Raw genomic sequence first — 13,289 nt, 5'->3', positions numbered from 1 at the left:
GTGGCGGTTTATCAAATATCAATGGCTCGAAATAGATGCCTACTCTAGCTGGCAATCTCTTGTTTCATCTGTCGAAATAATTCTTAAAGAATTTGGAGATAATTATATAATTAATTTTGCTTAACTACTTAAAGAGAGTGAAAGTAGGATAAAGTTATCGCCAAAATAGGACTTTTTTGAATAAAAAAATCCCGGATTTATTAATAAATAATGGGAAAATTATTTAAACCTAAGTTTATGGTTAGAATGCTTGCGGTTTTATACCCTGTAGTAGCGTGTTATGCCGCTGTTGCGGTCTAATAAATAGTTAGCTAGAAGATTGACCATTTTTGTACATTTTTAGCTGGGAGGCAATTATGAAAATACTCATGAGACTTTTAATTTCTATCGGTGTCGTAGCTACAGTTTTTAGTTCGATTGAAGCAGCATATTCACAAATATCTGGATTACGAGGAAAGTTTGATGGCACACAAACTCAGGAAGCTCGGATTCGAGAGGTAGGCTCTCTTGCTGTAGCAGTAGAAGTTAATGATGGTAAAACCTGGCAACAATGGTATGCAACACGTCGGGGAGATACGAACTTCTCAAAAATAGTTAGTTGTACTGTTGGTGAATTCAATGGTGATAAAAAGTCCGATATTGCTTGTCTGTATGACTATGGAAACTTTGATGTTGGAATATGGGTATTGACCTCGGACGGGAAGAACTTTAACTCTAGCATCTGGTGGAGAAGCGGTAAAGGTAACTTGAACCCAAATTCTGTTGTTGGACCGATTGAGTCCATCGATAATAATAATGATGGTCTGTCTGATCTGAAAATGCCCTACCTTTATCCCAATAATATCCGTAACGATATTGTTTTTTATTCAGATGGTCAGAAATTTTACCGCTAGTTTTTGGGATTTATTTTACCCAGTAAATTAGGCTGGATGTGCTAGTATGTTGGGTTTCATGAATTCAACCCAACTTTTTTTACAATCACAATTTTATCATTTCCACCATTCTCATGGGATGCTTGTAAAGATAGCGATCGCATCACCAATCATAAAGAGCGATCACTATTTGCTTTTTCTGATAACCATTGGTGACAAGTTAAGACTTAATTGCATTTGTCAATCAGTAATATTACTCAAAAAAACTGCTTTTTTAGGAGTGGAACATTCACGATTTGAGAGGGAATAGGTATAAATATCACCCTCGGCACGATCGCACGATCGCCCAAATCTCAGTTTTGGGCTCAAAATCCAAGTAAATGTTGAGCATAATTGCTGATTGACAAATGCTTTCTTAGCTTAACTTGTTACCAATGAGCAAGATGTGAGAATTTTGTATATTAGAGCACTTTTTAACAACATTGTACAAAACTGTACTAAATAAATTTAAACAGAGTAAAAAACTTCAAAAATTGTGAACAAAATTGAATTTTTTTTATAAAAAATATCCTGATTTCTAAGAACCATAGGAGAAAAATTAAACAGTAAATTTAGGGATTAAACGCTTGTCGTTTAATCCCTGTAATAGTGTATTAAGCCGCACATTGACTATTAGGGTATGGTGTAAAGATATGAACGGGATTATTAAGTTCTTAGATCATAATGGAATGCGTCCTATTATTGCTTTGGTTGTGATTATTGGTGCTCTGGCGATCACTCTCAAAAGTGATAAAATTTGTGTAGTGCAAGTAGAATACCCCCCAGTTACTTCAAGAGCTGCTGGAACTCAACCCCAAATCATTTTTAGAGACAATCCTGTTTGCTCAAAGTATTTTGAAATAGCAGCATTGGTACTGGGTGGACTTCTGGGATTAACCGCACCAGATAAATCGAGCAGATATCAATCGGAAGATGAGGCGGCCAGAGAGAAGCAAACAACATCTGAGAAAAAGCAATCACCGAGGGATGATTGATTTATGAGCTGGTAGGTTGGGTTGACGCAATGAAATCCAACCTCTTTTTCCACTCACAATGTTACCCATTTCTACCATTCTAATGCGATGATTGCCCTAATAGCGATCGCCTCATCACGCATAAAGAACGATCGTCCCTCACACCCAATACCAAACAATCCGATGATTGTACGGATAGCGAGGCCTGAGTAAAAAAAGAGCGATCGCCCTTGCCACCAAATACCAAACACTGCGATGATTGTACAGAGTGCGATCGCACATAATCATCATCACTAATTTGCGATCGACCCCCGGCATCAATTCTCCACAAACCATCCGGCTGAGGTTCCTGATCTGCGGTCAAGCGCACAGTAGCATTGTCCCCCAATTCCACCCCAGCCAACCTCTAATTTGATTGTGTTGTTCGCCGTGAATTCGGAATCTTACCGATAATGCCACATAAAATATTTTTTCAATCTATTCTATTCAGTTAGCGATAAAAATTTAAGTAAACATCGCATCGCAAGGGTTAGTTTCGTAGGAGTTTACTCCATTCCGATCTAGATTAAAAAAAAAGCCGCTCCTTGTATTTTCTTCTCCTTCTTCCTTCGCGTCCTTCGCGTCTTCGCGGTTCGTTTCTAACACAAATACCCAATCCAAGTTGGCAAAACCTCCGGGGAACCGTACCACTTCCCCGGAGAACGAGGCGAATGCCAAACCCCCTCCAACACCAAATTTTCGGCCCCGTCCAAAATAGCAGCTTCCACCGGCGTAATTCCATCTCCCCAAGTTTCGCCCTTCCCCACAGTCAATTCGTAACTTTTATAAGCCAGCCAAGTCCCAAAACCGCGCTTGCCAAAAACAGCCTTCCCAGCAGCGCACACATAGCGCACCTGCGGGTGAAAAGCCCCCGGATAGTGAATTTTGACAAAATCTAGATTTTTGCGAGTCCAGCGCTCTTGAGAGACGTGCGGCGTGCCTAAAGTGATTAAAGTATTCACATAAGGGTGAGCTTCCCACAAACCCGCATCCTCAAGCACGTCGCCGTGAATCGTGTAAGGCTTTTCGCCCAAATAGATGCGAGAAATCCAGCCGCCGGCGGAATGACCGACGAGATTGATCTGGGGAACCCCGTATTGCTGTAACATTTGTTTGACCGTGCGATCGAGCTGTCGCAAAATTGGCACCATCGACCGCCCACCAAAAGTCGGCAACCAATCTCCCTTGCCCAGAGGCACTGTTACTGTTGGGAAACCTCGATCGACCAGAGATTTTTCTAATTCGCGATAGTCGGAAGCAGCAGCAAAATATCCTGGTAAAATCACGGTTGGTAATGGCATTGTCAATTTTAGATTTTAGATTTTAGATTTTAGATTTTGCGGCCGGAGTGCTACGATCTGTTTTTCAAGTTCAAAGACGCTTGCCGAAGCATCCTTTGGATTGCTAACATCTGCCGCTCGTTTAACCTTTTGCTTAGGGAATATCTACTTCTATGGCTCGCGAGCCGATTCAAACATGGTATTTTACCCTAGTTGTCGTTCACTTAGAAGACCGTTTTCTACTGGTACAAGAGCGCAAGTACGAGCAGCAGTGGTATCTCCCAGCAGGGCGAGTGGAAAAAGGGGAGACTTTGCTGGAAGCTGCTATGCGGAATACCCTGGAGGAAGCGGGCATTTCCATCATCGTTGAGGGAATTCTCCGGGTAGAGCACACAGTGATGCCTAGGGGCAATGTGCGCCTTCGAGTCATTTTTGTGGCTCGTCCACAAGATAAGACGCCACCCAAGAGTAAGCCGGATGAGCATACTTTGTGCGCTGGCTGGTATTCTCTCAAGGAATTAGACCAGTTGTCTCTACGGGGAGAGGAAGTTCGGGAAATGTTTCAATATATGGCAAGCGGCGCTCCAATTTATCCCATTGACTTGCTCACCATCGAGGGAGCTCCTTTCAAAACTTACCGCTATCGCTGGTGAATCCATCGATTTTGGATTTTGGATTTTGGATTGAATAATTACTTCCATGGATGAATCCGGTTGTGTAACCGAATTGGAAACAGGGGTCGATCCGTTGGAGCGATCGTGTTTAATGAATTAGTGGCGCTCCAGATCCCGGAAAAAGACGGTATAGCAGCGGCGCAGTCTGTTTTTTCCATCGCCCCAGTCCGGCTCGCCTGACGCCCCGCTCACCATTCTCAACAATATCTGAGAAACCGCGTATAGGATTCGGCTAAAGGCAGTAGGCAAGAAAAACAATGGTTTCAGCAATTAACAACCTCCTCACCCTATTGGCGGTTGCTATAAAAGCGTTGAACCAGCCAAAAAACCCGGTTTCTAGGCTTGAGTGCTGGATGTGAGGGTCGCGAAATCTGAATAAAAGTCGATCGGGCAATTTCGATACCGACCGTGCTAAAATTATACCTTTGAATTCCCAACCTCTCCTCATTAAAACGAATTCAGACTCAATCACAACAACAACAATATAAATTACCAATCCCCCAATCACTCAATCCCCCAATCTAAAATCTAAAATCTAACCATCTCCCAATCCCCCAATCCCCCAATCCCCCAATCTAACCATCTCCCAATCCCCCAATCTAAAATCTAAAATCTAACCATCTCCCAATCCCCCAATCTAAAATCTAAAATCTAAAATCTAAAATTTAAATGACTGACTCTTCCTCCCTAGCAAACACCCTTTCCCAACCGCTGCGCCAGCCTTATTGGTGGGCAGCCCTAGCTTCTGTCAGCCTCCACGGAGTGCTCGGAGTAAGTGCCCCGACGCTCTCAAACATACTTTATGGTGGAAATTCTTCAAAAAATATCCCCGGTTCTGTCGGCTTAGTAGAGCTAACTCCCGCAGAAGCCAGCCGCCTGCCACAAACCATACCACCGAGACCGTCTAATACGCGATTTACGCCATTTTCGATCGCACCAGTTCCCCTTCGGCCAGCGCCAAAGTTAGCCCCGCCCTTGCCCCCCGCACCTGATACCATCAACTTGCCGGCCATGCCGCCGGGAATGCCCCCTCCTGGATTCTTTTCCCCTCTGCCTTCTTCCCCTCTCCCGCCCTTAACGGCCCCAACAGCCCCGCCACCTCCCAAAACTCCATCCCCAACAGTTAGAGCCCCCTCCCAGCCAACACCCACTTTCGTCCCACCCGTACCTCCCAGCGGTTTGCTTTTCCCACCCTTACCTGGTAATTTCGATCGCAATATCCCGCCACCGCCATCGCTGCCAGAAGCGCCCCAGCTTCCGGGCGGCGGCTCGGAAGATGAAGCAGAGGCGCTCAAAAAGATCATAGCCAGTAGAGGCGGACTCCCACTATTTCCAGACGGAGCTCCAGTCTTTACCCCGGAATTCCCAATTGGCAGGAATGTGGGACCCGATGGAGTACCAAAATTGACTCAAAAAGATCCCAATAAAAGGAATCTCATCGCAGAAACTCCCGAAGAAAGAATCAGGAGGCAACAATTTGAAGAGGGACAGCGACAGCTAGGACAGTCCGGTCAACCGGGTTCAAACTTACCCACCGACAGAGAGACACAGCTTGCGGCTGCAAATACCTATGTTGCTTTGTTTGAGAAATTTAAAAAGGCTTATCCTGACTTGGAAATGACGGGCCCGACTCCTGTGAATGTCCCTTATCCCGTAACAGCTTGCTCGCAAAAACTCCAAGGAACAGCAGTTTTTGGAGCAGTTGTCAGCCCTCAAGGCTTGCTCAAGGCCGAGCCACAGCCGATCGTCCCCACGGGTTACGGTATTCTCGATAATGCAGCTAAAATTGCGATTATTAGCCCTTCTCTAACATTTTCTGCAGCCAGGACGCACAAGCTTTACCAACTGGCTGTCGAGTTTAAGTACGACGAAAAAGTTTGTAGTGGCATTCCTGTCACCCCAACCAGGCCCAACCCACCAGGCCAGCAGCCAGCGCCCGCCCCGACAGCGCCCAGACCAACAGGCCAGTCGCCTTCGCCAGCGCCTACTGAAGTGAAACCGCAGTTTGAGAAGCCGCCGACCCCCTCCACTAAAGCGCAGCCAGGGGCCAAACCGTCGCCGCCCGCACCCAAGCCCGCGGCTCAACCGTCGCCCTCGCCTGAACCGAAACCACCTGCGGAACAGTCGCCTTCTCCTCAACCGCAGCCCGCCGAAGTGTCTCCGCAGCCGCAAGTGTCGCCATCTCCTGCCCCCGAAGTGTCTCCGCAGCCGCAAGTGTCGCCATCTCCTGCTGCCGAAGAGTCCCCGCAGCCGCAAGTGTCGCCCTCGCCGGAAGCTGCGCCATCTCCGGCCGCCGAAGTGTCGCCATCTCCGGCCCCGGAAGTGTCGCCCTCGCCGGAAGCTGCGCCATCTCCGGCCGCTACCGAAAATTAATTGGGCATCGGTAATTGGCAATCCGGTAGGGGAATGGGTTGCTATACTTACTGGCCGTAAACAATGTGTTAAATTTAACTTGAATCACGCTAGTTAATGTTTAGTTGCATCAAGATAATTTTTCGCGCCTATCTACTTAAGCGCGCGAATATGCGCTCCGGTGGTGGACTCATATCAAATCCGGCAGCATCGTCTGGGTAAAATCCAGTCAACAGTCAACAATCACGGATAGATGCTGCAACCGGAATTGATATCATTCATCTGCGTTAATCTGTGTTTATCTGCCCTCATCTGCGGTGAAAAAAAGACAATTTATTAACCGCAGATAACAAGGGATTGACGCAGATTCACGCAGATGCAGAGAAGAGATATATGAATGATTCCGCTCCTAACATTTGATATCAATTGTTTAATCTTTAATCTAAAATCTACAATCTACTGACCAAAGTTCAAGATTCCAAATGGCGGTTGGGGAGTCAAATCTCAAACCTCAAATCTCAAATCTCAAATCTCAAATCTACAATTGACTGACATTCCTTGCTTGGATCTATCAAAAGAGTGAACTTTTTTAACGGCTCGTCGGCGGATAACCTCTATCTAGAGAACGGTTACGCCGATCGCTCTGATCGAGTAAAAATAGAATGTCACATCTTCTTTTGTATTCTATGAAACTGAATTATTTTACGAAACGGCTTTCGACTTTAGGGCGCTCGATCGTTGCAACTGTGCTTTGCGTCTGTGCGATGGCCTTCGTCTGGTCTGGTGCGTTCTTCTCGAACACCGCAGCAATGGCTTCTCCTGCTGTAAACTCGATGGCAGCAACAGCAGATGCGGGCGATGGGGTTCAAGAAAAAGCCAGCAAAGATGCTGGACGAACCAAGAACTTCATCCGAGATACAGAAAAGAAGGTTAAGGAAACTGCCAAGACAAATGCTGCTAAAGTCGATCGAGCATCGGAGGATGGTAGTGTAGTAGAGCGCAAAGCTAAGAAAGATGCGGCCACAATTGAGAAAAGAGCATCGGAAGATTCAGCTCGGACTCAGAAAGCAGTAGATAATACCAAGAACGCTGTCGAGAGCGCTGTTGACAGCATCAAGGGTGTTTTTGGCAAGTAGACAATAAATAAGTAGGTAAGCGCAAAAAAACAATAATATCTTGCAGGGGCTTGTAGGGGCGGCTTTAGGGCTTATCTACAGTAAGGGCGAGTCGATCGTTGCAGAACCCGCCCTCTCCCCAAGTAATGTTTATTTGTACTTACTTACTTGAAAATGAAAGATTGATGTACATTGACCAAGACCTTTAGACGGCTCATGTAAGCGACCCCAAGCCCTTGTTTAAAATTGTCGCAAAAAGCGCAAATCGCTAGCATAAACCCGGCGAATGTCGTCGATTTCATAAAGTACCATTGCGAACCGCTCGACACCAAAACCGGCCGCAAACCCAGTATATTTTTCTGGATCTAAACCGACTCCTTTAAGAACATTCGGATCGACCGTTCCGCAGCCTAAAACTTCCAGCCATTTGCCGTTCCACTGCAAATCAACTTCGGCAGAAGGTTCCGTAAACGGAAAGTAACTGGTGCGGAAACGAATCGGCAAATCTTGCCCGAACATTTGCCGCAAAAACTCTTTAATCGTGCCTTTCAAGTCAGTAAATGTCAAACCTTCATCAATTGCTAAAAGCTCAATTTGGTGGAAGACTGCCGCGTGAGTAGCATCGACAGTATCGCGGCGGTAAACGCGGCCGGGAGAGACAATCCGAATCGGCGGTTTGTGCTGTTCCATGTAGCGAATTTGCACTGATGATGTCTGAGTCCGCAGCAAGTCGCCGCCTGGTAGGTAAAATGTATCTTGCATATCCCGCGCTGGGTGGTCTGGCGGGGTGTTAAGCGCCTCGAAGTTGTAATAATCTGTTTCCATTTCCGGGCCGTTGGCGACGGTGTAGCCGAGGCCGACAAAGATATCGAGAGCGCGGTCTATGACGGCGTTTAAGGGGTGAATACGGCCTTGAGGACGAAAAATCCCCGGCATGGTGACATCAATGGTTTCTGAGGCTAATTTGGCTCCTATTTGGGCGGTTTGGAGGGCGGCGCGCTTGTCTTCTAAATCGGCTTGCAGGGCTTCTTTAACTGTATTGGCGATCGCACCTACTTTGGGTCGCTGGTCTGGCGACAGTTTGCCCATCATGCCTAAAATTTGAGAAAGTTGGCCTTTTTTGCCGAGGTAGCCGACGCGCAACTGTTCGAGTTGTTCGAGGGTATTGGCAGTGGCGATCGCACTTTTGGACTCTTGGCCGAGGGTTTCTAGTTGAGTTTCAATGTCGCTTAGCTGGACAGTCATTTTGATTTTAGATTTTAGATTTTAGATTTTAGATTGATGGCAGTTTTGGGCCAAGTTGAGTTTAGCGCAATTTTGGCTCTACAGTCTTGTTGATTTTAGATTTTAGATTTTAGATTTTAGATTTGCGGCAGTTACGGATAATTTGTAATAGGTAATTCGATGTTAGAGCGATCGCCCTAGTTGAATCTAGTTTAGTATTGTTATAAGGCCTATAAAAATTTCAATGAAACTTTTAATTAGCAACGACGACGGCATCTTTGCACAAGGCATCCGCAGCCTCGCCAACGCTCTCGCCGCCGTTGGCCACGACGTGAGCGTAGTTTGTCCCGACAGAGAGCGCTCCGCTACCGGCCACGGCCTTACCTTGCACCAACCCATCCGCGCCGAAATTGTCGAATCTATTTTTGATCCCGCCGTCCAAGCTTGGGCCTGTTCGGGCACTCCCGCCGACTGCGTGAAACTTGCTTTGTGGGCTTTACTTGACAAACCGCCGGATTTTGTCCTTTCCGGTATCAACCACGGGCCCAATTTAGGCACGGATATCATCTGTTCGGGTACGGTTTCGGCAGCAATGGAAGGAATTATGGAAGGCATTCCCAGCATTGCTTTTAGCCTCGCGAGCTTTACTTCGCAGGAATTTGGGCCGGCGGTGGATTTCGCTGTCACCTTGCTGGCACAGTTGGAAAAACAGCCAATGGCGAAACCGATGCTGTTGAATGTCAACATACCGGCAGTCACACAAGCAGAAATTATCGGAGTTGCGATCGCCCGTCAAGGCATTCGCCGCTATTTCGACATATTTCAAAAGCGCACTGATCCGCGCGGCAAAACTTATTATTGGCTGGCTGGGGAATTGTTAGAAGATGTAGAAGAAATCGCCGATTCGGCGGTGCCGCATGATATTCCTACGGACGTACAAGCTATTCGCGACAACAGAATAACCGTAACTCCTTTGCAATATAATCTCACCTGTACTCCCGACTTGCACTCGTTGCGGGATTGGCAATTTGAAGGTTTTCCCAAGCAGTGAGCTCCGATCGACCCGATCGGAGCGGTAAACTAAGAATTAAGGAAAAGTGCCTCTCAAGGTCTATACCTTAGGCGTTAACACAGGCTCCCAATTACTTGTTAGTTTTTTTTACTCAAGAAAAACAGTTATGAACGCTCCCACCTATAACACTCATTCTGTCACTTGCCCGATCTGCAACCGTTCCAGCGTCGTAGGCCCAGTCGGGATGGTCAGTGGATTATTCACTTGTCCCCACTGCCATTCTCATATGGTAATTAGCTGGAGCGGTCATTTTGTGCGCGATCCTTTTAGTCTCAAACAACTGACGGTGGGAAAGATGCTCAGGCGCGAGAGCAGACCGTTAGCTCGCCTTCAGCGGGACTTTGGGCTGGGTAAGCCTTTTCCGCTGATTGCAATTTTGGGCAGTGTGGTCTTTTTCGGGTGTGCGCTAGCCGCTACGGAACAATCGCTACCCCGACAGAATTCAGTTCAAGGACTTTTAGAGTGGGTGAGCGGAACTGGTAATTCCCAAGATGTCTCACGTTAACATTTCTTAAAAGAAATTGTGACAGATACTGCGTGCAAATATCTATTCCTTTAGGTAGAAATCACACTATTTTAGCAATTGCATCCATCTTGAGCTACGGGTAAGCACTTAAACGCCGTGTCCTTCATCCTGTGCCCAAAAACTTCAAAACCCCAGTCCGGCAGGGGTTTTAACCCCTGCCTAAAAGCTCAAGTCTGGTTGGCTTAAGTCTCACGAGGGTGTTTCGAGTTAAGTTGACACATATCACTTGGCTAAATTTAGAAACTCAGCAATTTTTCTAACTGCTGTTTCCAAAATTGCTGGCGACTCGACTAAGGCAAATCGCACGTAGCCTTCTCCTGATTTCCCGAAACCGGCACCGGGGGAAGCGGCGACTCCTGTACTCTGTACTAGCTGAGTGCAAAATTTCACGGAATCTTGGGCCCAAGGTTCCGGCAGTTTCGCCCAGACGTACATGGTGGCAGGGGGTACGGGTACTTGCCAGCCGATGCCCTGTAGCGCGTTTACAAAGGCATCCCGCCGTTTTCTGAAGGTTTCTACGCTGGTTCTGACGGTATCTTGAGGGCCGCTTAATGCTGCGATCGCTCCGTTCAAAATCCCTCGGTATTGGTTGAAATCCACTGCGGCTTTTACCTGGCGCAGCGCTGCAATTAGTTCGGAATTGCCGATCGCATATCCGACTCGAAAACCTCCCATACTGTAGGATTTGGATAGTGTAAAAAACTCGATCGCCACACTCTTATCTCGATCCGCCTGAAAGATTGACGGCGCCATCAATTTTCGATATTCTTCCTCGTTACCAGAGGGCGGGCACGGGGGCACCGCCCCTACGGAATCGTCAAACACCAAATCCACATAAGGGAAATCGTGAACTAAAACCAGCCGATGTTCTCGACAAAAAGCCACAGCTTTCTCAAAAAAAGCAACCGGGGCGATCGCAGTTGTAGGATTGTGAGGATAGCTCAAAACCATCATCTTCGACTCAGCAAGCACTGCTGCCGGAATATCTTCAAATATCGGCAAAAATCCATTTTCTGCTAATATCGGCATCGGATAAATTTGACCGCCAGCCAAATGCACACCGCCCGCGTGGGAAGGATAGCCCGGATCGAGCAACAAAGCAAAATCTCCAGGGTTGAGTACAGCTAAAGGCATATGCGCCGTGCCTTCTTGGGAACCAATTAACGGCAGCACTTCTGTTTCTGGATTGACTGCAATCCCAAATTTTTGCTTGTACCAAATAGCTGCTGCTTCCCTAAAAGATTTCGTCCCGTTAAACAGCAAATAGCCGTGAGTGCTGGTGTCGGACAGAGAATGTGCGATCGCATCTGTAATATGAGCAGCCGTCGGCAAATCTGAAGAACCCAGAGACAAGTCAATCACATTTTGCCCCGCTGCTCTAGCTTGAGCTTTTGCCCGATCCATATCGGCAAATACATTAAATTGCAGTGGATCTAAACGTTTAGCAAATTGCATATTTTCTGTATTTTTGGGGAATTTTAAAGAATATTTTTATCTTATCTAAATTATTTTTTATATGGCATTTTTATTGGCTTTGTGATTTTTTTTTTACTAACCGCAGAGAGCGCAGAGGGCGCCGAGTCAGAGAGGAATATCGAGGATAAAAGAGAGATGTTTAAAAAAAAAATTGCGATTGCTATAATTGTAAGTTGGGAGTTGGAAACTCCCGAATCATTTCCAAACTTTATAAGTGAGCGTCGAGCAAACCGACCAAAGTTTGTTTGGTAATAGCTCCCTCGTGAGAAAGCACTACTTCGGCATTTTTAAACAGCCGGAGAGCTGGGACTCCTTCTACTTTATACTGCTTGACAGTAGTAGGATTGGGGTCAATTTCCATTTTAACCACTTTCAGCCGATCGCTGTAGTTGGCCGCCACCCAGTCTATCGAAGGCGCGATCAGTTTGCAAGGCCCGCACCAAGTAGCCCAAAAATAGGCAAGCACTGGTTGCTCTGCTTTCAGGACTTCTGTTTCAAATTTTTCGTCGTTAATGACAATTACACTGTTGCTCATGGTTCTGCGATTATTTTTTCTATTTATTTCTAAAGCACCGGCTCGGTAAAACTTTCACCAACGGAGAAGACAGGCCCAAAAAACTGTTACTAATTTTAAAACATTCTGCGAATTATTGAGTGCGAACTCAGGACTGGGGACTGATGGCTAATTCTGTATGGCGTTTAATTCCACTGTTGTCGGCGTCTGGTAGCGTGCAGATGGCGCTCGACCAATGGCTACTGGAACAGCATCTAGCGGGCAAACATCCGCCAACTCTGCGATTTTACACTTGGCAACCGGCGGCGATTTCCTTGGGCTACCACCAGCGCAGGTGGCCGGAGTTTTGGCAGCAGTTGTCTTGGCAGGGAATGCCTGTGGAGTTGGTGAGGAGGCCCAGCGGCGGGCGCGCCGTGTTGCACCAAGGGGATTTAACTTATGCAGTTGTGGCGTCGGGATTTGGAAGCAGCCGTATGAAAGCTTATCAGACTATTTGCGAGTTTTTGATTGAGGGTTGGAGGGCGATGGGTTTGGATTTGCAATACGGGGAAGCTGGACGGGGTTATATTCACAATCCCAATTGTTTTGGTACTGCGACGGGTGCGGATTTAGTTACACTTGATGGCTGTAAGTTAATTGGTAGCGCGCAATTGCGACGGGGTGATGCTATTTTGCAGCACGGTTCGATGCGTTTGCAGCCGGATGTTCGTTTGTTTTCTCAAGTGTTTGGGGAGGAATTAATGCCTGTGCAATTACCTCTATCTGAAGGGGGAGATGATTTGATTGCAACTGTAATTGATGTTTTAAGTGCGGCGGCTTGTCGCTGTTTTCAAATTGATTTGAAACTGCAGCCACTTTCGGATCGGGAATGGCATGATATTTTGAAATTAACAAGTAATAAGCTGTTTCCAATTTAATCTGCATATTTGGCTGCGGGCTTTCCGGCAGCCTTTTCGGAACAGCCATGTTGGCTGTTCTACAATAAAAATTATTTGTTGGGGAACGGCCATATTGGCTGTTACTAATAGAAGTTAAAAACTGGTACACTTATTGTATTAAAACCCACATTCCGCAGATATTCAAGCAGAAGGAAAGGAAGATAGATTCGGAAACACAAAACTCCCAAACGATT

Annotated in this window: 13 protein-coding genes; 8 read left to right on the top strand and 5 right to left on the bottom strand. The window is 46.5% G+C overall.

Translation table 11 applies throughout. The features are described 5' to 3' along the window. The first annotated feature begins 356 nt into the window (after positions 1–356). Together QUA04_RS25900 and QUA04_RS25895 are read left to right on the top strand one after the other, a co-directional pair. Positions 357–893 (top strand): hypothetical protein, encoded by a 537-nt coding sequence (locus tag QUA04_RS25900; RefSeq protein WP_333262630.1) that lies wholly within the window; start codon positions 357–359, stop codon positions 891–893. Positions 894–1,600: 707 nt separating this feature from the next. Further along, positions 1,601–1,906, top strand: coding sequence for a hypothetical protein (locus QUA04_RS25895; protein ID WP_333262627.1), 306 nt, complete (start codon positions 1,601–1,603; stop codon positions 1,904–1,906). Between the two features lie 79 nt (positions 1,907–1,985). Here QUA04_RS25895 and QUA04_RS25890 read toward each other — a convergent pair whose 3' ends face one another. Together QUA04_RS25890 and QUA04_RS25885 are read right to left on the bottom strand one after the other, a co-directional pair. Beyond that, positions 1,986–2,288, bottom strand: coding sequence for a hypothetical protein (locus tag QUA04_RS25890; protein WP_333262623.1), 303 nt, complete (start codon positions 2,286–2,288; stop codon positions 1,986–1,988). A gap of 235 nt (positions 2,289–2,523) precedes the next feature. After that, entirely contained in the window at positions 2,524–3,225 is a 702-nt protein-coding gene (locus tag QUA04_RS25885; RefSeq protein ID WP_333262620.1) for an alpha/beta fold hydrolase, read from the bottom strand. 152 nt (positions 3,226–3,377) lie between these two features. Between QUA04_RS25885 and QUA04_RS25880 the strand changes: the two genes are divergently transcribed. The 3 genes from QUA04_RS25880 (at position 3,378) to QUA04_RS25870 (ending at position 7,366) form a co-directional block, all read left to right on the top strand. Continuing rightward, entirely contained in the window at positions 3,378–3,857 is a 480-nt protein-coding gene (locus QUA04_RS25880; protein ID WP_333262616.1) for an NUDIX domain-containing protein, read from the top strand. A 690-nt stretch (positions 3,858–4,547) separates the two neighbouring features. After that, positions 4,548–6,251 (top strand): hypothetical protein, encoded by a 1,704-nt coding sequence (locus QUA04_RS25875; RefSeq protein ID WP_333262614.1) that lies wholly within the window; start codon positions 4,548–4,550, stop codon positions 6,249–6,251. A gap of 641 nt (positions 6,252–6,892) precedes the next feature. Continuing rightward, positions 6,893–7,366, top strand: coding sequence for a hypothetical protein (locus QUA04_RS25870; protein WP_333262611.1), 474 nt, complete (start codon positions 6,893–6,895; stop codon positions 7,364–7,366). A 219-nt stretch (positions 7,367–7,585) separates the two neighbouring features. Here QUA04_RS25870 and pheS read toward each other — a convergent pair whose 3' ends face one another. Further along, positions 7,586–8,590, bottom strand: coding sequence for a phenylalanine--tRNA ligase subunit alpha (gene pheS, locus QUA04_RS25865; RefSeq protein ID WP_333262608.1), 1,005 nt, complete (start codon positions 8,588–8,590; stop codon positions 7,586–7,588). Between the two features lie 223 nt (positions 8,591–8,813). Between pheS and surE the strand changes: the two genes are divergently transcribed. Both surE and QUA04_RS25855 read left to right on the top strand, forming a co-directional pair. After that, positions 8,814–9,620 carry a 5'/3'-nucleotidase SurE gene (gene surE, locus QUA04_RS25860; RefSeq protein ID WP_333262606.1) on the top strand — a complete coding sequence of 269 codons (807 nt, stop codon included), beginning with the start codon at positions 8,814–8,816 and terminating at the stop codon, positions 9,618–9,620. Between the two features lie 127 nt (positions 9,621–9,747). Further along, a complete protein-coding gene (locus tag QUA04_RS25855) occupies positions 9,748–10,146 on the top strand; it encodes a hypothetical protein (protein WP_333262604.1) in 399 nt (132 codons plus the stop codon). Positions 10,147–10,389: 243 nt separating this feature from the next. Here QUA04_RS25855 and QUA04_RS25850 read toward each other — a convergent pair whose 3' ends face one another. Continuing rightward, a complete protein-coding gene (locus QUA04_RS25850; protein WP_333262601.1) occupies positions 10,390–11,622 on the bottom strand; it encodes an LL-diaminopimelate aminotransferase in 1,233 nt (410 codons plus the stop codon). Positions 11,623–11,851: 229 nt separating this feature from the next. Then, complete coding sequence (locus QUA04_RS25845; RefSeq protein WP_333262598.1) at positions 11,852–12,178, bottom strand: thioredoxin domain-containing protein; 327 nt, start codon at positions 12,176–12,178, stop codon at positions 11,852–11,854. 143 nt (positions 12,179–12,321) lie between these two features. Between QUA04_RS25845 and QUA04_RS25840 the strand changes: the two genes are divergently transcribed. Then, positions 12,322–13,074, top strand: a complete 753-nt coding sequence (locus QUA04_RS25840; RefSeq protein WP_333262595.1) for a biotin/lipoate A/B protein ligase family protein — start codon at positions 12,322–12,324, stop codon at positions 13,072–13,074. Positions 13,075–13,289: the final 215 nt, after the last annotated feature.

Source organism: Microcoleus sp. S13_C5 (genome assembly GCF_036700845.1).
Classification (GTDB): Bacteria; Cyanobacteriota; Cyanobacteriia; order Cyanobacteriales; family Microcoleaceae; genus Microcoleus.
This window is presented reverse-complemented; position numbering and strand designations above follow the sequence as displayed.

Excerpts from the sequence above, each read along its gene's own strand:
- QUA04_RS25870 (WP_333262611.1), top strand. The coding sequence starts at position 6,893 with ATGTCACATCTTCTTTTGTATTCTATGAAACTGAATTATTTTACGAAA.
- QUA04_RS25880 (WP_333262616.1), top strand. The coding sequence starts at position 3,378 with ATGGCTCGCGAGCCGATTCAAACATGGTATTTTACCCTAGTTGTCGTT.
- pheS (WP_333262608.1), bottom strand. The coding sequence starts at position 8,590 with ATGACTGTCCAGCTAAGCGACATTGAAACTCAACTAGAAACCCTCGGC.
- QUA04_RS25875 (WP_333262614.1), top strand. The coding sequence starts at position 4,548 with ATGACTGACTCTTCCTCCCTAGCAAACACCCTTTCCCAACCGCTGCGC.
- surE (WP_333262606.1), top strand. The coding sequence starts at position 8,814 with ATGAAACTTTTAATTAGCAACGACGACGGCATCTTTGCACAAGGCATC.
- QUA04_RS25855 (WP_333262604.1), top strand. The coding sequence starts at position 9,748 with ATGAACGCTCCCACCTATAACACTCATTCTGTCACTTGCCCGATCTGC.
- QUA04_RS25840 (WP_333262595.1), top strand. The coding sequence starts at position 12,322 with ATGGCTAATTCTGTATGGCGTTTAATTCCACTGTTGTCGGCGTCTGGT.
- QUA04_RS25845 (WP_333262598.1), bottom strand. The coding sequence starts at position 12,178 with ATGAGCAACAGTGTAATTGTCATTAACGACGAAAAATTTGAAACAGAA.
- QUA04_RS25885 (WP_333262620.1), bottom strand. The coding sequence starts at position 3,225 with ATGCCATTACCAACCGTGATTTTACCAGGATATTTTGCTGCTGCTTCC.
- QUA04_RS25895 (WP_333262627.1), top strand. The coding sequence starts at position 1,601 with ATGCGTCCTATTATTGCTTTGGTTGTGATTATTGGTGCTCTGGCGATC.
- QUA04_RS25850 (WP_333262601.1), bottom strand. The coding sequence starts at position 11,622 with ATGCAATTTGCTAAACGTTTAGATCCACTGCAATTTAATGTATTTGCC.
- QUA04_RS25900 (WP_333262630.1), top strand. The coding sequence starts at position 357 with ATGAAAATACTCATGAGACTTTTAATTTCTATCGGTGTCGTAGCTACA.